Genomic DNA, 24,410 nt, shown 5'->3' on the forward strand with positions numbered 1-24,410 from the left:
TTGGTCTGTTCGGGCTTGGCCATGACGGTCATTTCAATCTCCTGTCTGCACGCACGACCAGGATCGGGCGCAACGAAAGCTGTTTTGCGAGCCGCTATTCGGCGGGCACATGTTTGGTGGCGACGGCGTGACCGGCTTTCTTTGTGCGGTACTCGCTGTAGGCGGCGATCAGCATGTCCTCGTCGCGATATTGCGGCACCCAGCCGAGCTGACGCCCGGCCTTGGACACGTCGAGCACGCAGTCCTCGTCGGCGATCAGATACTGTTCCGGGTCCATGATCGGCATGTTCAAGAGGTCGAGCAGGTCCAGCGTGCGCTTGACCGCCCAGCCCGGTGTCGGGATCAGGATCGATGTCGAGCCGGCATGCCGGATCAAATCGCCGAGCAATTTCTTGACCGGCGGCGGGTTGAGCGAACCCAGATTATAGGCCTCATTAGGCACGCCGGCCTTCCAGGCCGCGCGCGCGGCCTCGGCGCAGTCGAACACCGAGATGAACTGATAGGGGTTCCTGCCCGAACCGATCATCGGCACCGGAAAATTCCAGTCGATCAGCTTGAACAGCTTTTCCAGGATGCCGAGCCGGCCTGGGCCGATGATCAGGCGCGGGCGAAACAGCGAGATCGACATGCCGCGCTTGTGCCATTCGGCCGCCAACTCCTCTGTCTTCTGCTTCGACCAGCCATATTCGCCCAGCGGCGCCACCGGGTGCTCCTCGGTCATCGGCTGCGTGACCGTGTGGCCGTAGATCATGTCAGTCGTGTAGTGGACGAGTTTTGACGCACCGGCTCCGTCCATGGCCTGCATGATGTGCTCGGTGCCGTGGAAATTCACCGGGAAAAAGAAATCGTGCCGCTTGGCGCGCACCTGGATCGGCGACAGCATCTTGGCCGACAGATTATAGACCATGTCGTCGGCCTTCAGCCCAACCGCCGCGACCGATGCCGGATCAGTGACGTCGCACTGGATAAAGCGGACAGTGCGGTAATGCGGCAGGTCGCTCTTGACGATATCGGCGACGACGACCTCTTCACCATCGGCCACAAGTTTCGGGGCGAGATGGCGGCCGACGAAACCGTCGCCGCCGAAAATCACATGTCTCATCGAACGATCTCGTTTGCGTGAATCTTGTCGGGCGTGATGGAAGCGGTCTGGTCCTCATGCCCTCGACCACCCAAATCTCGGCCACTTTGGGCGATCAGCACCGTGCCGACGCAGATGAAGGCGATGCCGGCGATGCGCCAGCCATTGAGGTCCTCGCGGAAGACGAAATAAGCGAAGATGGCGACGGCAACATAGGCGAGGCTGAGGAACGGATAGGCGAAGGAGAGCTCGACCTTGGACAGCACATAGAGATGCGATGCCATCGAGATGACGAAGGTGCACAGGCCCAGGAACACCCAGGGGCTGAAAACGATCTGCAGCAACTTGACGAGCGGATTGACGCCCTCGAACGAGATCGGCCCGAGCGACATCATGCCTTGCTTCAGCATCAGCTGCGCGGCGGCATTGGTCATGACTGTAAAGAGAATGAAGACGATGTATTTCATGTGTTCCAAGCCACCCCTTCGCGCTTCCTACTACAAACCCGCAAACATTTGGTGAAGTCCCAACAATATTTTGAGTAAATCGCGCTATTAAGCACCAATTAACCAGGAATCATTCGAGTTTTATCTATTCGGCCGCCTCGACCGAGCCTCGTCGCGCATCCAACCTCTTCGCGGTGCGCGCCCAGAAGTCAGACATGAAGGCGTGGTCGCGGAGCGCTTCCAGCCGCTGCCATTCGGGAAAGGACGAGGCGAATATCTCGGCGGCCATGCGGGCGTCCTTGTATGGATTGACCGCGCCGCCGGCCTCGACCGTGATGCGGTCGAGTTCCCGCAGCAATGTCAGTGTCGCGGCACCCCTGTTGGGGAAATCCAGTGTCAGCGTGTAGCCAGGGCGCGGGAACGACAGCAGTGCCGGCGAGCGGATGGAGCCAAAGCGCTTCAGCACGGTGAGGAACGAGCCCTGCCCCGCTTGCCTTGCAGCCGCCAGCAATGCCGGCACGGCCTCGCGCGCCGTCTCTTCCGGCACCACGCTCTGGTGCTGGAAAAGCCCTTTCGGCCCATAAAGCCGGTTCCAGTCGCGCACGCCGTCGAGCGGGAAGAAGAAGTCCTGATATCCGGCCTGGCGCGGCACCGTTGCCCGGCTCTTCCTCCACCTGTAGGCAGCGTTGAAGGCGGTCAGGAACGGCCGGTTGAGCACATTGAATGGCGGCTGGACCGGCACCGAGAAATTGCCGCCGACGCGCGAGGCGGCATGCGAGCCGTGCTCGGCGTGATTGCCCGACAACAGCAGGCCGCGAGCGCTGTTGCGGCCGCCGGCCAATTGGTCGATCCAGGCGACCGCATATTCATTGGCCTGATCGGCCGCCTCGGCCAGGTCGAAGAATTCGCAGAGATCACGAAACGGCGTCGCCTTTTCGACGATGTCGAGGGAATGCACCCGCATCAACCGGATCGAAGCCGACAGGATGAGGCCGGTCAGCCCCATGCCGCCGATCGTTGCCGCAAACAGCCGCGCATTGTCCGATGCCGAGCAGCGGTGGGTCTTTCCGTCGGACCTGAGCAGCGTGAAGCTCTCGACATGGCAGCCGAATGTCCCGCGCCGATGATGGTTCTTGCCATGCACGTCGTTTGCGATGGCGCCACCCAGCGTGACGAATTGGGTGCCGGGCACAACCGCCGGGAAGAAGCCGTGTGGGGCAGCGTGGGCGATGATGTCGGACAACAGCACGCCGGCATCCGCCTCGAGAACACCGGTTTCGGCGTTGAAGGCACGAATCCGGTTCAGCGAGCGCATGTCGACGACCGCGCCGGCCGCGTTCTGGCAGGAATCGCCGTAGGAGCGACCATTGCCATAGGCAAGCAGTGACGCTGGCTTGGCCTGACCGCCCTTCAGCAGCGAGATAGCCTCGTCGGCACCGATGGCGCGCGGCGCCGGCGGCGTAGCAAGGCCAAAGCTCGGGAACCGCTCAGTGGCCATGCCTACCAGCCCCCGATGACCAGCATCACTGCACCGATCAGCACAACGATCTGGCTGCGCCAGTCGCGGATGATGAAGACGACCGGATCGTCATGCATCTCGTTGCGGCGCGCCAGGATCCAGACGCGCATGGTGAGATAAAGCACGATCGGTGCCAGCGGCCAGATCAGCCACGGATGTGGATAAGGCTCGCGCACCGCGACACTGTCCATGTAGAGCGCCAGCACCAGCGCCGAGGAGAAGGCCGAAGCCATGCCGGCCTGGGCGACGATCTCCTGGTCTTCGGTGCGATAGCCGCGGCCGGCAATGCGCTCGCCAGGCGGAATGGCGGTGGTGCGCAGTTCGACGAAGCGCTTCACCAGCGCCAGCGACAGGAAGAAGAAGATAGAGAAGGCCAGCAGCCAGAACGAGACGTCGACGCCGGTCGCCGCCGCACCGGCCAGGACGCGGATCGTGTAGAGGCCGGCGAGTGTCAGCACATCGACCAGCAGCATGCGCTTGAACGACAGCGAATAGGCCGTCGTGACGACCATATAGCCGCCGAGCACAGCCATGAATTCGGGCGACAGGAACAGCCCGGTGCCGATGCCGATCGCCAGAAGCACCGCGATTGCGCCAAGTCCGAACGGGATCGACAGCGCACCGCTGGCGAACGGCCTGTTGCGCTTGGTGAGGTGTTTGCGATCGAGCGCGAGGTCGAAGAAATCGTTGAGGATATAGATGGCCGACGCCACCGCACTGAACGAGACGAATGCCAGCAGGCATTGCCAGATCATGTCGGTGTTGAAATATTCATGCGAGAGCACCATCGGCACTGCGATCAGCGAATTCTTCAGCCACTGATGGACACGCAGCATCTTGACGATGGTCCGCAAAGTCGGCTTCGGCGCCGGCATCGTCTCGGCGCCATGCGCTGCCTGCCAGCGCGCGGCATGGCGGTCGGGCGCGACGACGATCGCGTTGCGCGCTGCATCGAAGACCTGGAGATCGTGACGGCTGTTGCCGGCATAGTCGAAACCGCCATCGCCATAGGCTGCGATCAGCGAAGCGCGCTTCCTGCCCGAGGTGAGATTGGCGAGACCATCGGTGGCCAGCACCTGGTCGAAAATGCCGAGATGGGCCGCGATGGCGTCGGCGAACTTGCGCGGCGTACCGGTCGCCAGCACGATCTTGCGGCCCTCGGCGTGTTCGGTCCGGAGGCGGCAAAGCAGCACCTCGCGATAGGGCAGCGATGCCGGATCGATGTCGATGCGTTGCGCGATTGCCTGCTTCAGCCGCGCCGGCCCGCCGGCGATCCAGAACGGTACTAGGAAGATATAGAGCGGGTTCTTCTTGAGAAGGATGAACAGCCCTTCCCACAACAGATCGGTCGCGATCAGCGTGCCGTCGAGATCGACCGCAAGCGGTATTGCGTTCCTGTCCGACCGCGCATCCATGTCCGTCCTGCCCTGCCCGCGTAGAGTTGCGCGCCGCTTTCCGGCGTCTTGAGGCTGGTATAGCGGGCGATGGCGTAGCGAACGTTAAAACGCCCGGTTGCAGACGGCTGCCGTGACGGTATTTCCCGCGTCATTGTTAAGCATCTGCTACCGAAAACGATAAGAGGCCGAGCAAATGCCCGGCCTCTCAAGATATGCCAATCGGAATTACTTGATTCGGGCGACGCCGCCCGAGATTTCGATGGTTTCCGAACCGGTCAGAGCTTCGAGGTCGCCGTTCGGCAAGGTGACGAAACAGCCATTCGGGCAGAACTCAACCGTTTCGCCACCAGCCAGCGCGAGGTCGGTCTTGCTGCCGCCCTCGGTCACGACCAGCGTGCGGGTCTCGGCGTCCTTGTTGACCGCGCTTGCGGCATGGACCGAGCCGATGGCGGCGACCAGGGCGACGGCAGCGACGAGAGACTTCCACATGGCGCAATATCGGTGTTCCCACCGCCTCTGTTGCATTTCGCAAGGCAATTTCGCCTTTGCATGGGAGCTTATAGGAGATGGAAGCTGAACCGCAACTGAATGCCGCATTCATGCCGCAATCGGTTCCGGCAGGATCAAGGTCGACGGAGTCCCAGCTTAGTCCGGATCTGGCTTCTTGGTTTTGCGGGACTTGACCAGCCGCTTCTTCTCCGCCTCGGCTTCGGCCTTTATCTGCTCCTGTTCGGCGAAGTCGGCCTCGATCTTGTCGTCGTCTGTCGGCCACGCCTTGGGCTTGTGGGCCTCGACCACGGCGCGCGGCGTCGAGGGCATCTCGATGTGTTCGCTGCTGAATTTTTCGAGGACGGCAAAACGGATGTCGTTCTGCGCGATGTTGCCATTCATCACATCGGCCAGGAACACGCGGATCTCGAATTCCAGGGCGGCAGGGCCGAAATTGGAAAACAGCACGAAGGGTTCGGGGTTCTTCAGCACCATCGGGTGGCTGCGGGCGATCTCCAGCAGGACGGCATGAACCTGCTTGACGTCGCTGCCGTAAGCGACGCCGACCTTGATGTCGATGCGGCCGAGCTTGTTGCGGTGCGTCCAGTTGCCGACGGCGTTGTTGATCAGGTTCGAATTGGGCAGGATCACCGATTGCCGCTGGAAGGTTTCGATCTCGGTGGCGCGCACGCTGATCTTCTTGACTGTGCCGCTGACATCGCCGGCAACGATCCAGTCGCCCACCTTGAATGGCCGCTCGGCCAACAGGATCAGGCCGGAAACGAAATTGGACACCACGTTCTGCAGGCCAAAGCCGATACCGAGGGAAAGAGCGCCGGCGACCAGCGCCAGGCTGGACAGGTCGATGCCCGCCGCCGAGATGCCGACCAGTGCCGCGAGCGCGACGCCGGCATAGCCGACCGCCAGCCTGATCGAGTTGCGCACGCCGGTATCGACCTTGCCACGCGCCATCACCGAACCGTCGAGCCAGCCCTGGAACCAGCGCGTCAGGAAATAGCCTATGATGAAGACGACGATGCCGGAGAGGATGCCGGTCACCGAAATGGTCACCGACCCGATGTTGATCCCAGTTGCGAGCTTGTAGGCCCAAGCCTGGATATCGCCCAGTTGGAAACCCCACATCAGCAGGATCAGCGGCAGGAACACCAGCACGATCATCACATTGATGGCAACACTGACGACAAGGCCTAGCTGGTCGAGGGCCGTATCCTCGTAGCTGGATTTGGCCGACAGCCAGCGCCCGACGGTCGTGTTGGCGAAAGCACCCTCCTCGCCGATCGCCTGTGCCGACAGGAAACCGATATAGGCGGTGATCAGCGCGGTGCCGGTAACGACGACCTGCAGCGAAACGAACAGAGCGAGGCCGATGTAACCAAGCAGCGCCGCGACGATGGTGAAAAGACCGAGTGCAAGCGCCGTATAGCGCAGCCATGCCGGCCACGGCCGCCAACTTCCATCACGCGCCTTGAATGGCCTCAGCATCGCCATCAGGATCAGGATGACGCCGACGATGATGGTTGCGCCGAAACTGCGGGCAATGGTCAATGACAGCGGCGAGCCCATTTTGTCGTTGATCACCGACAGGAAGGTGTTGACGCTGATGACCACGGCCATGGCGGTGGTCAGGCGCACCAGCCAGCGCGCCGGCCCCGTTTCGACCGGGATAAGGCGCCAGTTCGGCAGCCGCGGCTCCAGCGCCGCATTGGTCAGCCGGTTGACGCAGAACACCACGCCGATGGCGGTCGCCAATGCATTGAGGAACAGGCCAATATCACCACGCAACACATTGTAATAATTGAAGAAGAAAATCGTCGATCCCAGAAAGGCGGCAACCGCCAGCGTTGGCAGCAAGGTTGACCAGAAAGCCACCGATAAGCGGCTGAGATAGGACGGGTCTTCATTGGAGGGATCGGCTTCGAACACCCTCCCGAACAGCCGCCTGCCGCCGACCAGCAGCACCAGCGCCAGCCCGAGCGCCACGAAGGTCGCTGCGAGGATGGCCTGGAACTTGAACTTGAAAGCGAAGCTCAGCCAGGAAGACACCGCCTTGTACAGATTGGTGTATTCGTCCTGGGCGTCGGAGAAAACCTGCGGGCTCAGCGCATCCGACAGCACGTAGCGTTTGGTCAAAAGGTTGCGGAACAACTCGCTGCGCATATTGCCGATCTTATCGATCAGCCCGCTGATGCGGATCGACAGGGCCTGGGCCTGCGAGATGACCGCATTGATCTCGGCCTTTTCCGACACCAGCGCCTGGCGTTCGCCGCTGACGATGTCGGGCTCCGGCGGCTGACCCGCCGCAGGTGCCGCGCCAAGCTGCTCAAGACGGCTGTTGATCTCGCCAAGACGCGTGCGGAAGGCCAGTGCGCTGTTCAGCGATTGCCGCGACAACTCCTCGAGCTGCAGGCGGATATCGACGAGGCTGCTATCCTCCTCGGCGTCCTGTTGGATCTTCTTTTCCAGATTGTCGGTCTTGGTCGTCAGGTCCTGCAGGATCTTCTGCTGATCGGCGACCAGTCCGGCAGGCGCCTGGCCAAGCCCCTGTGCCATCGCATCGAACGACAGCGGCGCCGAGACGACAAGCGTGAGGATCAAAATGAGACGAAGCAATCGGAAAAGCATGATTTGTTGGCGACTCATCGGCGGCAAAGGCAATTTGAAAAGCCTGTCCTTGATAAAGACGGCCCTATCCTGGGGCAAGCCGTCGTATCGCGAGCCCATCCGATCATTGGCGCCAACCGATCACTCACCCCCATCGATCCATTTCAAGCGTCGGCCAGTCGAAAGGCGATGGCGCAATATTGGCTTTGCGGGTGCGGCCTGCTCTATAGTCTGCCGCATCGCCCGAACCGGATGACATCAATGGCAGAGTACTCGGCCTTTTCGCTGCTCGCGAATGCGCTCAAGGGAAACAAGGATTGGAAGCCGGCATGGCGCAAGCCTGACCCGAAAGCGTCCTATGACGTCATAATCATCGGTGGCGGCGGTCATGGGCTGGCGACCGCCTATTATCTTGCCAAGGAACACGGCATCACCAATGTCGCCGTTGTGGAAAAGGGCTGGCTCGGTTCCGGCAATGTCGGCCGCAACACCACGGCGGTGCGCTCGAACTACCTGCTGCCGGCCAACACCCGCTTCTACGAACACTCGATGAAGCTGTGGGAGAACCTCTCGCATGAGCTCAACTACAACGTCATGTTCTCGCAGCGCGGCTGCCTGAACCTGGCGCACACGCCGGCCCAGTTCGACGACTATGCAAGGCGCGGCAACGCCATGCGCCATCTCGGTGTCGACGCCGAACTGATGACGAAGGCTGAGATCAAACGTCTGATCCCGGCGCTCGATGTCTCCGACAGCGCGCGCTTCCCGGTGGTCGGCGGCTTGATGCAGCGCCGCGCCGGCACCGCCCGCCACGATGCGGTGGCCTGGGGCTACGCGCGCGGCGCCGACCGGCGCGGCGTCGACATCATCGAGAATTGCGAGGTCACCGGCTTTCTGCGCGATGGCGACCGCATATCAGGCGTCACCACTTCGCGCGGCGACATCCGCGCCAGGAAGGTGGCCGTGGCGGTCGCCGGCAGCACCGGACGCGTCATGCAGCTGGCCGGCATCGAGACGATGCCGATCGAGAGCCATGTGCTGCAGGCCTTCGTGACGGAATCGCTGAAACCCTTCATCGACACCGTCGTCACCTTCGGCATGGGCCATTTCTACATGTCGCAGTCGGACAAGGGCGGCCTCATCTATGGCGGCGACATCGACGGCTACAACAGCTACGCCCAGCGCGGCAATTTGCCTGTCGTCGACGAGGTGATGAGCGAAATGCTGGCGCTGTTTCCGGGCCTTGCCCGTGTGCGCATGCTGCGCTCCTGGGGCGGCGTCTGCGACATGTCGATGGACGGCTCGCCGATCATCACCACCGGTCCCCTGCCCGGCATGTATCTCAACTGCGGCTGGTGTTATGGCGGCTTCAAGGCGACGCCGGCCTCGGGCTGGTGCTTTGCCTGGACCATCGCCAAGGACCAGCCGCACGATCTCAACGCCCCCTTCACCCTCGACCGCTTCCACCGCGGCCTGGTGATCGACGACAAGGGCCAGGGTGCAAACCCGCGGCTGCATTAGCAATAGGTAGAGTCCAATGTTGATCACTTGCCCCTATTGCGGTCCGCGTGACGTCATCGAGTTCACCTATCAGGGTGACGGCAATCGTGAGCGTCCCGACTCCGCCTCCCAGAATTTCGAGGCGTGGAATGCCTATGTCTATGACCGGCTGAACCCGGCCGGCGACCACAACGAGATATGGCAGCATTCCGGCGGTTGCCGCGCGCATCTGCGCGTCGTGCGCAACACGCTGACGCATGAGATTTCCAGCGTTGCCTTTGTGCGCGGTGATCATCAAGGGCGCGGCGATCATGGCTCCGCCGCGCGCCGCAAGGCGGAGGACAAGGCATGAGCCCGCGCCGCGCCGATACCGGCGGCCGCATCGACCGGCTGAAAACCATCCGCTTCACCTTCGACGGCACGGCCTACACCGGCCATGCCGGCGACACGCTGGCGTCGGCGCTGCTGGCCAAGGGCGTCACGCTTTACGGACGTTCGTTCAAATACCACCGCCCGCGCGGCCTGCTGACTGCCGGCGTCGAGGAACCCAACGCGCTGGTGACGGTGTTGAAGGGCGAGGTTCGCGAGCCCAACATTCCGGCGACCCTGGTCGAAATCCATGACGGCCTGGTTGCCATCAGCCAGAACCGCTTTCCCTCGCTTGCCTGGGACATCAACGCCGTCAACCAGCTCGGCGGCAACATCCTGTCGGCCGGGTTCTACTACAAGACCTTCATGGGACCGGTGTTCGGCCCGCTCAAAGGCACGCGCTTCTGGATGTTCTGCGAACACTTCATCCGCCGCGCAGCCGGTCTCGGCAGCGCCGGAACGGCGAAAGACCCGGCCCGCTACGAGCGCATGAACGCCTTTTGCGACGTGCTGGTGGTCGGCTCCGGCCCGGCCGGCCTGATGGCCGCCAGGACCGCCGCCGATCAGGGAGCGCGCGTCATGTTGGCCGATCTCGAGCCGCTTTTCGGCGGTTCGGCCAACTGGTCCGGGGAAACGATCGATGGCGCACCAGCTGCCGATTGGGCGCGCCGCACCGTCGCCCAGCTCGCAGGCCGCGACAATGTCCGGCTTTTACCGCGCACCACAGTGTGGGGTTATTACGACAACAACACGCTTGCCGCGCTGGAACGGGTCAGCGATCACAAGGATCAGCCAGGCAAGGGCGAGCCGCGCCATCGCTATTGGGCGATCCGTGCCAAATCCGTGGTCCTGGCCACCGGTGCGTTCGAGCGGCCGCTCGTGTTCCCCGGCAATGACCGGCCAGGGGTGATGCTGGCGCATGCAGCCGAGCGCTATGCCAACGAATTCGGCGTGCTGCCGGGCGAGCGGATCGCGCTGTTCACCAACAATGACAGCGCCTATCGGGCGGCCGTCGCCTTGAAGAAGGCCGGTGCCGCGGTCGTCGCCATCGCCGATGTCAGGCCGGAACTTTCGCCGGAGATGCGCAAGCTGGCCGCGGAAGCCGAGGCCGAGATCTTCGCTGGCCATGCCGTCGTCGCCACCGAAGGCGGAAAGGCGCTGTCCGGCCTCAAACTGCAACGCTTCGATATGGCCAACGGCACGCTCATCGGCGATGCCCGCAGTATCCACGCCGATTGCCTGCTGATGTCCGGCGGCTGGTCGCCGACTATCCATCTGGCCAGCCAGGCCGGCGCCAAGGCGGAATGGAATGCCGCGCGGCAGGCCTTCCTGCCGCCGAAGCCAACACAGAGCTGGATCGGCGCCGGCGCCTTCACCGGCAGTTTCTCCACCGCCGAAGCCATCGCCGAAGGCCGCGCCGCGGGCCTTGCCGCAGCCGGTGGCCCCAGCGCGCCTTCTGTATTGCCGGCGGTGGAAGCCGTGCCCGGCGATCCTGATCCGGCACCGGTGTTCGAGATCAGGGCCAAGGGCAAGAGCTTTGTCGACTTCCAGCACGACGTGACGGCAGAGGACGTGCGGCTGGCGCACCGGGAAGGCTTTGTCTCGGTCGAGCATCTGAAACGCTACACCACGCTCGGCATGGCGACCGACCAGGGCAAGAGCTCCAACGTGCCCGGCCTTGCCATCATGGCCGAAGCCCTGGGCAAGCCCATCCCCGAAGTCGGCACGACGCGCTTCCGGCCGCCCTTTGCGCCGGTGTCGATCGGCTCGCTGGCGGCGGAACGTTTTGGCGATCTCAAGCCCGAACGATTGACCCCGATGCATGACTGGCATCTGGCCAATGGCGCGACGATGTATTCCGCCGGCCTCTGGTATCGCCCGATGATCTACGGCCATGCAGGCGAAACGGTCGAGCAGGCCTATGTGCGCGAAGCCAAGGCGACACGCGAAAGCGCCGGCATCGTCGATGTCTCGACATTGGGCAAGATTGCCGTGCAAGGCCCCGACGCCGCCGCATTCCTCGACCGCGTCTACACCAACATGTTTTCGACGCTGGCCGTCGGCAAGGCCCGCTACGGTCTGATGCTGCGCGAGGACGGCCTAGCCTTCGACGACGGCACCACCTGGCGGCTCGGCGAGCAGGACTTCCTGATGACCACCACCACCGCCAATGCCGGCAAGGTGATGCAGCATCTGGAATATTTCCTCGACGTGATCTGGCCGGAGCTGAAAGTCCACGTCACCTCGGTGACCGACGAATGGGCGGGGGCCGCGATCGGCGGGCCGAAGGCCAGGCAGATCCTCGCCTCTTGTGTCACCGGCACCGCAGTCGACAATGCCACCTTGCCCTTCATGGGCCTCGTGCGCGGCGAGATAGCAGGCGTGCCGGTGATGATCTGCCGGCTGTCCTTCTCCGGCGAAATGGCGTTCGAAGTCTATTCCGGCGCCGGCCACGGCACCCATGTCTGGGAAGCGCTTGTCGAGGCCGGCAAACCGTTCGGGCTGGTCACCTACGGGCTCGAGGCGCTGGGCACCATGCGCATCGAAAAAGGCCATGTCACCGGCGCCGAGATCGACGGCCGCACCACGGCGCGCGACCTGCATCTCGACTGGATGCTGTCGAAGAAGAAGCCGTTCATCGGCTCGGCGATGATGGACCGCGAAGGCCTGATCGCGTCGGACCGCCTGGAACTGGTCGGCCTGATCGCCCTCGACAACCTACCGTTCAATGGCGGCGCGCACATCGTCGAGGAGGTTGACGAGGCCAATCCGCACGGCTCGATCGGTCACATCACCGCCTGCTGCTATTCACCGGCGCTCGGCAGGCATATCGCGCTGGCGCTGGTCAAGGGCGGCAAGGCACGGCAGGGCACGCGCGCTCATGTCTCCGATCCCTTGCGCAACCGGTTTGGACCGGTCGAGATCGTCTCCAACCACTTCTTCGATCCGGACGGGAGCCGCATGCATGGTTGAGCGCCAATCACCCGAACCCTTGTCGCCGCTTGAGCCTGAATTCCATGTCGGCTCGCACGGCAATTTCGAGCACGGCGTCGAGATCATCCTGACCGAGACAAGGCCGGGCTCGATCGTGCAGCTCGCCGCGTGGCCCGGCGAGGAGAAGAAGCTGATAGCAGCCATCCGCACCGTCACCGGGCTTGCCCTGCCCGATGGCGCCGGCGGCGGCTTGAGCGACGGCGTGAAATCGGTGTTCGGCTTCGCGCCGGGAAAGTTCACCGTTGCCGATGAAGCCGAAGGCCTGGCTGCGGCCTTTGCCAAAGTGGTGACCCCCGCCATTGGCACCGTGACCGACCTCTCGCACGGCCGCACCGCCATCCGCATTGCCGGGCCGAAGGCCGAATGGGTGCTGGCGAAATTCTTCGCCATCGACTTCGCGCTGCCGGCCTTTCCGGTCGGCGCCGGCCGTTCGACCACCCATCACGACATCTTCGCCCAGATCCAGCGCACCAGCGCCGACCAGTTCGACATCTATGTCTTCCGCTCGTTTGCACGCTCTTTCTGGAAGGCGCTCTGCCATGCCAGCGAGGAAGTCGGCTACGAGGTGCAGTAGGCGGCGCGGCCGGATGGCCGCGTTGCCCACATCTGGCATCAACGCCGGCCGCTTCTGCCGCTAGAGAATCGGGCCGCCGGCGCCCATGGTGCGAAAACGTGGCCGCCCAACCGGCGCGAGGGATATGAAATCCCTTCTTCAAGAGTCGGCACATTCGTTTGGTTCGAACATCTCAATGACCGCAGAACTATCCGCCGGCGCCACGGATCGCGCCGATGTGCCGGCCAGAGCCCTGCTCCTGCTGCCGCTGACGGTTGCCTGCGGCGTGTTCATGACCAGCCTCGACCAGAATGTCGTGGTGACCGCGCTGCCGGGCATCAGCGAGAGCCTCGGCCGTCCGCCCAGCCAGCTCGGCCTCTTGATTACCGTCTATGTCGCCAGCCTGATCATCTCGATGCCGCTTGGCGGCTGGGCCGCCGACCGCTTCGGACTGCGCAATGTCTACTGTTTTGCCTTGCTGGTGTTCGCCGCCTCGTCGGCGCTCTGCGGACTGTCCGACAACATCTGGATGCTGGTTGGTGCGCGTGCGCTGCAAGGCTTTGGCGGCGCCTTGATGGGCACACTCGGCCAGGTCGTCATCCTGTCGACCTTTCCGCGCAGCCGCACACTGAAGATCAACATGTACATATCGCTGGCCGGCCAGTCCGGACCGTTGGTCGGTCCGCTCGTCGGGGGCGCGCTGACCACCTACATTTCCTGGCGCTGGATCTTCTTCATCAACGTGCCGTTCGCGCTGGCGGCGGCAATTCTTGCCGCCTCGCTGTTTCCGACGATGACCAAGCCCGTGCGCACGCCGTTCGATTTTCCGGGCTTCCTGCTGGTCGGCAGCGGCATGGTCCTGCTCGTCTTCGGCATGGATTCGCTTGCTGCCAAGGATGCCGCGGGCGGCATCATCGCCGCCGAACTGGCGCTGGCGCTGGCCATCCTGACCATCGCCTCGTTCTACTGCCTGCGCGTGCGCAATCCGCTGCTCGATCTCAAGCTGTTGCGCATCCGTACCTTCCGCATTTCGTTCCTCACCGGCGGCGGGCTGGACACGATCGGCCTCAGCTCGGTGGTGTTCCTGCTGCCCTTGATGTTCCAGCTCGGCTTCGGCATGAGCGCGGTGCAGGCGGGATCGCTGACCTTCGTCGCCGCGGTCGGCTCCGTGGCCATGCGCTTCTTCATGCCGCGTGTCCTCAACCGTTTCGGCTTTCGCCGCGTGCTGGTCTACAACACCCCGATCGTCGCCGTGATGGTCGCCGGCTTCGCCTTGATGCAGGCGACGACGCCGGTGTGGATCGTGCTGACCTACATCTTCGTCTTCGGCGTCTTCCGCTCCGCGCAATGGGCCTCGACCGGCAATCTCGCCTATTCCGACATCGCGCCCGAGCAGCTCGCCCGCTTCAGCGCGCTCTATTACATATTATGGCAGCTGGCGGTGGCGATCAGCGTCGGCCTGGCTGCGGCGGTATTGTCATTTCTGGCCGGCGGCGGTCCAGCCGTCGCCAACGATTTCCGCATCCTGTTCGTCATCGAGGGCATCATCACGCTCTGCGCGCTGCTTGCCTACCTCAAGCTGACGCCACAGGACGGTGCCCATGTCAGCGGCCACGGCGCACAGATGAATACCGAATGAGGCTGGCTGGCTTATTCGCTGAACGTCACCCACTCTTCCAGCGGCACGCGGTCGGTGCGGAAGGCGTTTTCAGGTTTTGACGTATCTTCATAACCAAGCGCCATGCCGCAGACGACGATCTCTTCGTCCGGAATGTCGAGCACCGGCCTGATCTGCCGGTGATAGGGCGCGAAGGCCGCCTGCGGACAGGTGTGCAGACCCCTGCCTCTTGCTGCGACCATAATGTTCTGCAGGAACATGCCGTAGTCGATCCATGAGCCCTGGTTGAGGCGGCGGTCGATGGTGAAGATCATGCCGACCGGGGCGTCGAAGAAGACGAAGTTGCGGTCGTGCTGGGCGCGCATCTTGTCGACCTCGCGACGACCGATCCCGAGCGCGCCATAGAGGCCGAAACCGTTGGCGCGGCGGCGGGTCAGATACGGCTCGAAGAACTGTGTGGGATAATACCGGTACTCGTCCCAATCAGCTTTTTCGGCGCGAATGCCGGAATTGAGAATGGCGTCTGATATCCGCTGCTTGCTCTCGCCCTTGGTGACATAGACCTTCCATGGCTGCATGTTGGTGCCGGATGGGGCACGCGCCGCAACCGCCAGAATGGCGCGGATGGTTTCGTCGTCGACCATGTCGGGCAGGAATGCGCGCACCGAACGGCGCGACAGGATCGCCTCGTCGACAATCTCGGCATCGCCCGCAATTCGGGGGTTATTTTCCAGCATGGGCCGTCCCTTACCCTTTGTCTCGATCGGACGTCCCCACTCGCCGCTCTCGGCGGAGCCTTTGCATGAACCGTCAAAATCGCGCAAGCAAATCTTGTGCATCCGTGAAAATCTACTTGATTTTTTCATGAGCTTGACTTCTCATGAAATTTGGCCAGATTTTTTCATAAAGTGAGCGCTTTGCCTTCGACTACCGCTAGAACATTGCAGGTACCTGACGAACGCGTGCTGGCCGGCGACATCAGGGCCCTGCGCAAGGCGCGCGGGCTGACACTCGCCGAGATCGGCTCGAAGCTTGGCCGTTCGGTCGGCTGGGTCAGCCAGGTCGAGCGCGGTCTGTCGACGCCGTCGCTCGGTGACCTCCGAGCCTTCGCCGAACTGTTCGGCGTGCCGATCAGCCTGTTCTTCAGCCATGACGTACCTGTCGAAAGCGAGCGCGGCGTGGTCGTGCGCGCTGGCAGGCGCCGCACGCTTGGCACAAGCGAATCCGGCCTGGTGGAGGAGCTTCTGTCGCCCGATCTCGGCGGTAGCTTCGAGATGGTGCGTTCGGTCTTCGCGCCGGGCGCGGAACTGAAGGCCGAGGCGCAGCGGCCGACCGAAGAAGCTGGATACGTCGCCTCCGGGCTGTTCGACATCGAGATCGGAGGTGTCTGGCATCGGCTTGGCGAAGGCGACTCCTTTCGCTTTGAAGGCAAGCCTTACCGCTGGCGCAATCCGGGCGCGGAGCCTGCAATTGTCATCTGGGTGGTTTCACCACCCGTCTATTGAGTTCAAGTTTGGAGAAGAACATGGCGGGTTTGCCGAGCACGGCGCGCGTGGTGATCATCGGAGGCGGTGCCGTCGGCACTTCCGCGCTCTACCATCTCGCCAAGGCGGGCTGGACCGACTGCGTGCTCTTGGAAAAGAACGAGCTGACTTCGGGCTCGACCTGGCATGCCGCCGGCAACGTGCCGACTTTCTCCTCGTCCTGGTCGCTGATGAACATGCAGCGCTATTCGACCGAGCTTTATCGCGGGCTGGCCGACGCGGTCGACTATCCCATGAACTATCACGTCACCGGCTCGCTGCGCCTTGCCCACACGAAAGAGCGCATGCAGGAATTTCAGCGCGCCAAGGGCATGGGCCGCTACCAGGGTATGGACATCGACATCGTCGGCGTCGACGAGATCCAGCGCCGCTATCCCTTCATCGAGACGCATGATTTGAAAGGCGCGCTCTACGACCCGAGCGACGGCGACATCGATCCGGCGCAGCTCACCCAGGCGCTGGCCAAGGGCGCGCGCGACATGGGCGCGAAGATCATCCGCTTCTGCCCGGTCACAGGCGTGCGCCGCGAGAACGACGAGTGGGTGGTCGAGACGGCGCAAGGTGAGATCCGCTGCGAGATCGTCGTCAATGCCGCCGGCTACCGCGCCGCCGAAGTCGGCCGGATGTTCGGCCGCGACGTGCCGATGATGGTGATGAGCCATCAGTACATATTGTTCGAGGAGATTCCCGAACTGGCGGCATGGTCGAAGGAACAGGGCAAGAAACTGCCGCTGCTGCGCGACGTCGACACCTCCTACTATCTGCGCCAGGAGAAGAACGGGATGAATCTCGGCCCCTATGAGCGCAATTGCCGCGCGCATTGGGCCAGCCACAACGACCCGATGCCGGAGGATTTTTCCTTTCAATTGTTCTCCGACGACCTCGACCGGCTGGAACATTATCTGGCCGATGCCGTCGCCCGCGTGCCGATCCTTGGCACCGCCGGCCTGTCCAAGGTCATCAACGGGCCGATCCCCTACACGCCGGACGGCAATCCGCTGATCGGCCCGATGCCCGGCGTTCCCAATGCCTTCGAGGCCTGCGTCTTCACCTTCGGCATTGCCCAGGGTGGCGGCGCCGGCAAGGTGCTGGCCGAATGGGTGACAGAGGGCCAGACCGAATGGGATATGTGGTCGTGCGACCCGCGCCGCTTCACCTCCTTTGCCTCGGCGCCGGACTATTGCGTCGCCAAGGGCATGGAGATCTACGGCAACGAGTATGCCATCCAGTTCCCGCGCCATGCCTGGCCGGAAGGCCGCGACCGCAAGCTGTCGCCGATCCATGATCGCATCAAGGCGCTCGGCGGCCGCTTCGACGCCTATAATGGCTGGGAGCGGGCCACCTGGTACGCACAAGACGGCGATGACATTTCCGAGGAAGCCACGCTGACCTTCCGCCGCGACGGACCGTGGCATCATCGCGTGCGCGAGGAATGCCTGGCCGTGCGCGACGCCGCCGGCATTTTGGACCTGCCGGGCTTCTCGCGCTTCAACCTCGACGGTCCCGGTGCCGCCGAATGGCTGAGCCTGCAGGTCACCGGCCTGGTGCCGAAGCCCGGCCGCCTCGGTCTCGTCTATTTCGCCGACGACAAGGGCCGCATCGTCACCGAAATGTCCGTGGTGCGCCACGACGACAACCTGATGACGCTGATCACCGCGGCGGTCGCGCAATGGCACGATTTCGAGTGGCTGAAATCGCGCATGCCCAAGGACGCACCGTTCAAGCTGATCGATCGGACCGAGGAATTCTCGACCCAGATCCTGGCAGGCCCGAACTCGCGAAAAATCCTCGCCGATGTCTGCGAAGCCGACCTCACTTTGCCATGGCTGACGCATCAGGAGACAAAGATCGCCGGTCGCTGGGCCAAACTCGTGCGCGTCTCCTTCGCCGGCGAACTCGGCTGGGAAATCCACACCAGGGTGGACGACACATCAGCCATCTTCGACGCCGTCTGCGCGGCAGGCCAGCAACATGGGCTGAAGCCGTTCGGCATGTATGCGTTGGATTCGCTCAGGCTCGAAAAAGGCTACCGCACCTGGAAGGGCGACCTGTCGACCGACTATTCGATCCTGCAGGGCGGGTTAGAGCGCTTCGTCAAATGGGACAAGCCCGACTTCCGCGGCAAGGCGGCACTCCAGAACGAAAAGCAGCAAGGCGTGAAGAAGCGCTTCGTCACGCTGGTCGTGCAAAATCCCGGCGATTGTGACGCCCCTTCGGTGTCGACGCTGTGGCATGACGGCAAGATCGTCGGCGAGACGACGTCCGGCGGCTGGGGCCACCGGGTCGACAAGTCGATCGCGCTCGGCATGCTGCGCGCCGATCTGGCCGAGCCAGGCACATCAGTCGAGGTCGAAATCTTCGGTGACCGCTTTCAGGCGATCGTGCAGACGGATGAACCGCTGTGGGATCCGAAGAACGAAAGGCTGCGCGCATGAAGAAAATCATCCTCACCGATGGCGGCATGGGCCAGGAACTGGTCCGTCGCAGCAAATCCGAGCCGACGCCGCTATGGTCGGCCAGGGTGCTGATCGACGAACCGGATCTGGTGCGCGACCTGCACGCGGAATTCATCCGCGCCGGCGCCCGCGTGATCACCATCAACACCTATTCGGCAACGCCCGAACGCCTGGCGCGTGAAGGTGCGCAAGACCTCTTCAAGCCATTGCAGAAGCGCGGCATCGAATTGGCCAGGCAGGCCCGCGACGAGGCCGGCGATGCAGCCATCGCCGGTTGCCTGTCGCCGCTTTTCGGCAGCTATGCACCGGCACTGACCATTTCCTTCCAGGACACGCTCGATATTTACCGCCGCATCGTTGCCGAGCAGGCCGATGGCGTCGACCTGTTCCTGTGTGAAACCATGGCGTCGGCGGACGAAGCCCGCGCGGCGGTCACCGCGGCATCGGAAAGCGGCAAGCCGGTATGGGTGTCGTGGACGCTGGCCGACCACGGCAAGCCGCGGCTGCGCAGCGGCGAAGCAATAGCCACCGCGGCAAGCGCGCTCGACGGCCTGGCAGTCGCCGCGCGGCTGGTCAATTGCTGCCGGCCGGAAGCAATCGCCGCGGCTTTGCCTGAACTGATCGGCCTCGGCGGCCCGGTCGGCGCCTACGCCAACGGTTTCACGTCAACCGAAGCGCTCAAGCACGGCGGCACCGTCGATGTGCTGCACGCCCGTCATGACCTTGGCCCGGATGCATATGCCGACCAGGCGATCGGCTGGGTCGAAGCTGGGGCAAGCATCGTTGGCGGCTGCTGCGAAGTCGGACCTCCGCACATCGCCGCTCTGCGCGACCGGCTCGAACAGGCCGGCTACGAAATTTCGGGAGTTTTGCATGCCTAGACCATCATCGCGCATTTCCGGCATCGTGCCTTCGGGCAAGGACGGCTGGGAAGTGCATTTCGCCGCCTGGACGCGCAAGGAGGCCGGCGAAGACATCATCATGCTGTCGGTCGGCGACCATGATTTCGACACGCCTTCGCAGACGATCGAAGCCTGTGTGACCGCGGTTCGCGGCAGCAATCATCACTACACCCCGCTTCCCGGCCTGCCGCGCCTACGCAAGGCGATGGCGGCGGCCTCGAGCGCTTGCACCGGCGTCGAGACGTCGCCGGATCAGGTCATCGCCACGCCGGGCGGCCAGGCCGCACTCTACGCGGCCGTGCAGGGCGTGCTCGACCAGGGCGACCACGCCATCGTCGTGGCGCCCTACTACGCCACCTATCCCAACACGTTCAGCGCCGCGGGCGCTGATTTCACCGTCGTCGAGACACCGGCCGAGGATGGCTTCCAGCCACGTGCCGACATGATCCGCGCGGCAATCCGGCCGAACACGCGCGCCATCCTGATCAACACGCCGAACAATCCGACAGGTGCGGTCTATTCGCGCGAGCGGCTGGAGCAACTGGCAGAAGTCTGCCGGGAGCACGACCTCTGGCTGCTGTCGGACGAAGTCTACTGGACGCTCGGCGGCGGCGAGCACGTCTCGCCGCGCTCGCTGCCAGGGATGGCCGAGCGCACGCTGGTCATCAATTCGATGTCCAAGAGCCACGGCATGACCGGCTGGCGCATGGGCTGGCTGACGGGACCGGAGGAGATGATCACGCTCATGATCAATCTCAATCTGGTGACGACCTACGGCCTGCCGGCCTTCATCTCGATCGCCTGTTCCGAGGCGCTGGAGAACCGTTACGGCGTCAAGGAGATCGCCGAACGTTACGCGGCACGCCGCACCGTCTTGCTCGACGCCGTGCGGGGCATGAACGACGTGACCGTGCGCGGTTCGGAGGGCGGCATGTATGTCATGCTCGACATCTCGGCCGTCGAACCGGACGATGAGAAATTCGCCTGGGCCCTGCTCGACAAGGAAAAGGTCGGCGTCATGCCCGGCTCCAGCTTCGGCGAGGCGGCCGCCGGCCACATTCGCATCAGTCTCTGCCAGCCCGAACCGGTGCTGCAGGAAGCTGCACTTCGTCTGCGCCGCTTTGCTTCCAGCTACCGTCGCGAGGCAGCATGACCGCCAAGGCAGTTCCCGCCAAAGCAAGGGCGGTCATCATCGGCGGCGGCGTTTCCGGCTGTTCGGTCGCCTATCACCTGGCCAAGCTTGGCTGGACCGATATCGTGCTTCTCGAACGCAAACAGCTGACGTCGGGCACGACATGGCATGCCGCCGGCCTGATCGGCCAGCTGCGCGGCTCGCAGAACATGACGCGGCTGGCGAAATATTCCGCCGACCTCTACGTCAAGCTGGAAGCCGAGACCGAGGTCGGCACCGGCATGCGCCAGGTCGGTTCGATCACCGTGGCGCTGACCGAGGAGCGCAAGCACGAGATCTACAGGCAAGCATCGCTGGCGCGTGCCTTCGATGTCGATGTCCGCGAGATTTCGCCCAGGGAAGTCAGCGAGATGTACCCGCATCTCAATGTTTCCGATGTCGTCGGCGCCGTGCATCTGCCGCTCGACGGCCAGTGCGACCCCGCCAATATCGCCATGGCCCTGGCCAAGGGCGCGCGCCAGCGCGGCGCCACCATCGTCGAGAATGTCAAGGTCACCAAGGTCCACAGCAAGGCCGGCCGCGTCACCGGCGTGTCCTGGGCGCAAGGCGAAGAGCAAGGCACGATCGAGGCCGACATCGTCGTCAACTGCGCCGGCATGTGGGCCCGCGAACTGGGAGCGCAGAACGGCGTCACCATACCGCTGCACGCCTGCGAGCATTTTTACCTCGTCACCGAACCGATCCCCGGCCTCACCCGTCTGCCGGTGCTGCGCGTGCCCGATGAGTGCGCCTACTACAAGGAAGACGCCGGCAAGATGATGCTGGGCGCCTTCGAGCCGGTGGCCAAGCCGTGGGGCATGGACGGCATAAGCGAGGATTTCTGCTTCGACCAACTGCCTGAGGACATGGAGCATTTCGAGCCGATCCTCGAAATGGGCGTCAACCGCATGCCGATGCTGGCGACCGCCGGCATCCACACCTTCTTCAATGGTCCTGAGAGTTTTACGCCCGACGACCGCTACTATCTCGGCGAGGCGCCGGAACTGGCCGGCTACTGGATGGCGACCGGCTACAATTCGATCGGCATCGTCTCATCCGGAGGCGCCGGCATGGCGCTGGCGCAGTGGATCAATGACGGCGAAGCCCCCTTCGACCTGTGGGAAGTCGACATCCGCCGCGCACAGCCGTTCCAGAAGAACCGCCGCTACCTCAAGGAGCGCGTCTCCGAAACGCTCGGCCTGCTCTATGCCGACCATTTCCCCTACCGCCAGATGGCGACCTCGAGGAATGTCAGGCGTTCGCCGCTGCACGAGCATCTGAAGGCGCGCGGCGCCGTTTTCGGCGAAGTCGCCGGTTGGGAGCGCGCCAATTGGTTCGCACGCGAGGGCCAGGAGCGCGAATACCGCTATTCCTGGAAGCGCCAGAACTGGTTCGACAACCAGCGCGAAGAACACCTCGCGGTCAGGAATGGCGTCGGCCTGTTCGACATGACCTCGTTCGGCAAGATCCGTGTCGAGGGCCGCGACGCTCGGCACTTCCTGCAAAAACTATGCGCCAACGACATGGACGTCGCCCCGGGCAAGATCGTCTACACCCAGATGCTCAACCAGCGCGGCGGCATCGAGAGTGACCTGACGGTTTCGCGGCTGTCGGAAACGGCTTTCTTCCTCGTCGTCCCCGGCGCCACGCTGCAGCGCGACCTGGCTTGGCTGCGCAAGCACATCGCCGACGAGTTCGTCGTCGTCACCGACGTGACGGCGGCCGAAAGCGTGCTCTGCCTGATGGGCCCGGATGCAAGAAAGCTGATCCAGAAGGTCAGCCCCAATGATTTTTCCAATGATAAAAATCCGTTCGGCACGTTCCAGGAGATCGAGATCGGCATGGGCCTGGCCCGCGCGCATCGCGTCACCTATGTCGGCGAACTCGGCTGGGAACTCTATGTCTCGACCGACCAGGCGGCTCATGTCTTCGAGGCGATCGATGAGGCAGGTGCGGATGTCGGCCTGAAACTCTGCGGCCTGCACACGCTGGATTCCTGCCGCATCGAAAAGGCCTTCAGGCATTTCGGCCACGACATCACCGACGAGGACAATGTGCTGGAAGCCGGCCTTGGCTTCGCGGTGAAGACCGCCAAGGGCGACTTCATCGGCCGCGATGCCGTGCTGCGCAAGAAGGAAGCCGGCCTGTCACGCCGGCTCGTCCAGTTCCGCCTGAAGGATCCAGAGCCCCTGCTCTTCCACAACGAGGCGATCCTGCGCGACGGCAAGATCGTCGGCCCGATCACTTCAGGCAATTACGGCCATCATCTCGGCGGCGCGGTCGGGCTAGGCTATGTGCCTTGCGAGGGCGAGAGCGAGGCGGATGTGCTGGCCTCAACCTACGAGATCGAGATCGCCGGCGAGCGCTTTGCGGCGGAAGCGTCGCTGAAGCCGATGTATGATCCGAAGTCAGAACGGACAAGGATGTAGCACCCCTCTTCCTTCGCCCCGTTTACGGGGAGAAGGACGCTAATTCCCTAAAACCGCTCCAACTTCGCCCGCACCTTCGCCAGAAACGCCGCCCGCGTTGCCGGCGTCGAGGCATCCATCAAATAGTGCGCCAGGAAAAACGTCCGGCAGCGCGTCGCGCATAGCGCCCGCATGCCGCGCAGCAGGGTCTTGCGTCCCGGCTGGCCGACGACGACGCTCCACCAGGTCGGCGCGCCGCAGGTGGTGATGACGCCGACCTTGGTTACATGCGTCATCAGCGACTTGATCCGCCCCTTGCCCGCCGGCAGCTTGAAGGCGACGTCCGTCGCCCACACCCGGTCGAGCCAGCCCTTCAGCATCGCCGGCAGTCCGTACCACCAGGTCGGATAGACGAACAGGATCGCTTCGGCCCAGTTGAGCAGTTCGAAATGCGGCTTCAGTGCCGGGTCCTGCGGCGACTGGTCGTTGTAGGAGCGCCGCTCGTCGCAGCCCATCACCGGATCGAATTTCTCGGCATAGAGGTCGAGCAGCCGCACCTCCCAGCCTCGTCGCGTCAGCACGTCCACGGCGGTGTCGCGGATGGCCGCGCAAAAGCTCTCGGGCACCGGATGGCAGTAAACCACCAGCGCGCGCATCAGAAGGCATCCATGCTGGCCGCGACCTTGGTCATGAAAGCCTTGCGCGTTTGGTCGGTAGACAGGTTCATCGCGTAGTGCGCGAGATAGCTCACCGGCGCGCCCGGTTTTACGGTGGCGCGCAGCATGCGCTTGATCAGCTTGCGTGGCGGATCGCCCATCAGCATGGCGCGGAACCGGCTGCCGCCATAGGTGGTCACCGCTGCAACCTTGCGGATGTTGTCCAGCGACGGCTGCGCCTTGCCGTCGACCAATTTGAACGACACGCCCGGCAGGAAGACGCGATCGAAAAAGCCTTTCAGGATCGCCGGAAAGCCGTAGTTCCAGACCGGATAGGAAAGCACCAGCGCATCGGCCCGCAGCAGGCGTTCGACATAAGGCGCGGCAGCGTCAGCGGCGCCGCGTTGGCTGTGGTAGTCCAGTCTTTCCTGGCGCGTCATCCGCGGATCGAAATCCTCCGCGTAGAGATCGCAGTCGTCCACCGCATGGCCCGCCGCTGTCAGCCGCTCTACGATCATGCGGTGCAGGCCGGCATTGAAGCTGGTCTCGACCGGATGGGCGTAAAGGACGAGGATGTTCATCGGAGGACATCCTGCAGGTCAGCGCGAGGCACCCCCCTCTGCCCTGCCGGGCATCTCCCCCTCAAGGGGGGAGATTGGCGGTTTCCGCGTTGCTGCCTATCTGC

General features: G+C 63.5%; 19 protein-coding genes. 10 read left to right on the forward strand and 9 right to left on the reverse strand.

Annotated elements, in window-relative coordinates; genetic code table 11:
* Positions 1-94: 94 nt before the first annotated feature.
* From NP945_RS23415 to NP945_RS23440, 6 genes are all read right to left on the reverse strand, one after another.
* Positions 95-1,102, reverse strand: coding sequence for an NAD(P)-dependent oxidoreductase (locus NP945_RS23415; RefSeq protein ID WP_256747647.1), 1,008 nt, complete (start codon positions 1,100-1,102; stop codon positions 95-97).
* Positions 1,099-1,548 (reverse strand): EamA family transporter, encoded by a 450-nt coding sequence (locus NP945_RS23420; protein WP_127330325.1) that lies wholly within the window; start codon positions 1,546-1,548, stop codon positions 1,099-1,101. Before NP945_RS23420 ends, NP945_RS23415 begins: the two co-directional genes overlap by 4 nt.
* Before the next feature lie 124 nt (positions 1,549-1,672).
* Positions 1,673-3,025 carry an FAD-binding oxidoreductase gene (locus tag NP945_RS23425; protein ID WP_256747648.1) on the reverse strand — a complete coding sequence of 451 codons (1,353 nt, stop codon included), beginning with the start codon at positions 3,023-3,025 and terminating at the stop codon, positions 1,673-1,675.
* Between the two features lie 2 nt (positions 3,026-3,027).
* Positions 3,028-4,461, reverse strand: coding sequence for a UbiA family prenyltransferase (locus tag NP945_RS23430; RefSeq protein ID WP_256747649.1), 1,434 nt, complete (start codon positions 4,459-4,461; stop codon positions 3,028-3,030).
* A gap of 207 nt (positions 4,462-4,668) precedes the next feature.
* The gene (locus NP945_RS23435; protein ID WP_164748978.1) at positions 4,669-4,932 is read right to left on the reverse strand and encodes a hypothetical protein; all 264 of its coding nucleotides are present in this window, start codon (positions 4,930-4,932) and stop codon (positions 4,669-4,671) included.
* 156 nt (positions 4,933-5,088) lie between these two features.
* On the reverse strand, positions 5,089-7,575 hold the full coding sequence (locus tag NP945_RS23440) for a mechanosensitive ion channel family protein (RefSeq protein WP_256747650.1): 2,487 nt from the start codon (positions 7,573-7,575) through the stop codon (positions 5,089-5,091).
* Positions 7,576-7,815: 240 nt separating this feature from the next.
* Between NP945_RS23440 and NP945_RS23445 the strand changes: the two genes are divergently transcribed.
* The 5 genes from NP945_RS23445 (at position 7,816) to NP945_RS23465 (ending at position 14,609) form a co-directional block, all read left to right on the forward strand.
* Entirely contained in the window at positions 7,816-9,075 is a 1,260-nt protein-coding gene (locus tag NP945_RS23445) for a sarcosine oxidase subunit beta (RefSeq protein WP_256747651.1), read from the forward strand.
* Between the two features lie 16 nt (positions 9,076-9,091).
* Positions 9,092-9,406, forward strand: coding sequence for a sarcosine oxidase subunit delta (locus NP945_RS23450; RefSeq protein ID WP_127269175.1), 315 nt, complete (start codon positions 9,092-9,094; stop codon positions 9,404-9,406).
* Complete coding sequence (locus NP945_RS23455; RefSeq protein ID WP_256747652.1) at positions 9,403-12,396, forward strand: sarcosine oxidase subunit alpha; 2,994 nt, start codon at positions 9,403-9,405, stop codon at positions 12,394-12,396. Before NP945_RS23450 ends, NP945_RS23455 begins: the two co-directional genes overlap by 4 nt.
* A complete protein-coding gene (gene soxG / locus NP945_RS23460) occupies positions 12,389-12,991 on the forward strand; it encodes a sarcosine oxidase subunit gamma family protein (RefSeq protein WP_127398087.1) in 603 nt (200 codons plus the stop codon). The genes NP945_RS23455 and soxG overlap by 8 nt, the downstream gene beginning before the upstream one ends.
* 175 nt (positions 12,992-13,166) lie before the next feature.
* Entirely contained in the window at positions 13,167-14,609 is a 1,443-nt protein-coding gene (locus NP945_RS23465) for an MFS transporter (RefSeq protein WP_256747653.1), read from the forward strand.
* 11 nt (positions 14,610-14,620) lie between these two features.
* Here the strand turns inward: NP945_RS23465 and NP945_RS23470 are convergent, their stop codons facing one another.
* Complete coding sequence (locus NP945_RS23470; RefSeq protein ID WP_164748979.1) at positions 14,621-15,325, reverse strand: nitroreductase; 705 nt, start codon at positions 15,323-15,325, stop codon at positions 14,621-14,623.
* Between the two features lie 204 nt (positions 15,326-15,529).
* On the opposite strand from NP945_RS23470, the gene NP945_RS23475 reads away from it, so the two are divergent.
* Genes NP945_RS23475 through NP945_RS23495 form a run of 5 tightly spaced genes read left to right on the forward strand, consistent with a single transcriptional unit; the run spans position 15,530 to position 23,090 of the window.
* Entirely contained in the window at positions 15,530-16,093 is a 564-nt protein-coding gene (locus NP945_RS23475; RefSeq protein WP_127269323.1) for a helix-turn-helix domain-containing protein, read from the forward strand.
* 20 nt (positions 16,094-16,113) lie between these two features.
* Positions 16,114-18,567 (forward strand): FAD-dependent oxidoreductase, encoded by a 2,454-nt coding sequence (locus NP945_RS23480; RefSeq protein ID WP_256747654.1) that lies wholly within the window; start codon positions 16,114-16,116, stop codon positions 18,565-18,567.
* The gene (locus tag NP945_RS23485; RefSeq protein ID WP_256747655.1) at positions 18,564-19,469 is read left to right on the forward strand and encodes a homocysteine S-methyltransferase family protein; all 906 of its coding nucleotides are present in this window, start codon (positions 18,564-18,566) and stop codon (positions 19,467-19,469) included. Before NP945_RS23480 ends, NP945_RS23485 begins: the two co-directional genes overlap by 4 nt.
* Positions 19,462-20,643, forward strand: a complete 1,182-nt coding sequence (locus NP945_RS23490) for a pyridoxal phosphate-dependent aminotransferase (RefSeq protein ID WP_027034771.1) — start codon at positions 19,462-19,464, stop codon at positions 20,641-20,643. The genes NP945_RS23485 and NP945_RS23490 overlap by 8 nt, the downstream gene beginning before the upstream one ends.
* Positions 20,640-23,090, forward strand: a complete 2,451-nt coding sequence (locus tag NP945_RS23495) for an FAD-dependent oxidoreductase (RefSeq protein ID WP_256747656.1) — start codon at positions 20,640-20,642, stop codon at positions 23,088-23,090. Before NP945_RS23490 ends, NP945_RS23495 begins: the two co-directional genes overlap by 4 nt.
* A 47-nt stretch (positions 23,091-23,137) precedes the next feature.
* Here the strand turns inward: NP945_RS23495 and NP945_RS23500 are convergent, their stop codons facing one another.
* Together NP945_RS23500 and NP945_RS23505 are read right to left on the reverse strand one after the other, a co-directional pair.
* Positions 23,138-23,725: an NAD(P)H-dependent oxidoreductase gene (locus tag NP945_RS23500; protein WP_127322284.1), complete on the reverse strand. Its 588-nt coding sequence runs from the start codon at positions 23,723-23,725 to the stop codon at positions 23,138-23,140.
* Positions 23,725-24,306: an NAD(P)H-dependent oxidoreductase gene (locus NP945_RS23505; protein WP_256747657.1), complete on the reverse strand. Its 582-nt coding sequence runs from the start codon at positions 24,304-24,306 to the stop codon at positions 23,725-23,727. The genes NP945_RS23500 and NP945_RS23505 overlap by 1 nt, the downstream gene beginning before the upstream one ends.
* Positions 24,307-24,410: the final 104 nt, after the last annotated feature.

It is taken from the genome of Mesorhizobium sp. LMG17149, from assembly GCF_024518695.1.
Lineage (GTDB): Bacteria > Pseudomonadota > Alphaproteobacteria > Rhizobiales > Rhizobiaceae > Mesorhizobium.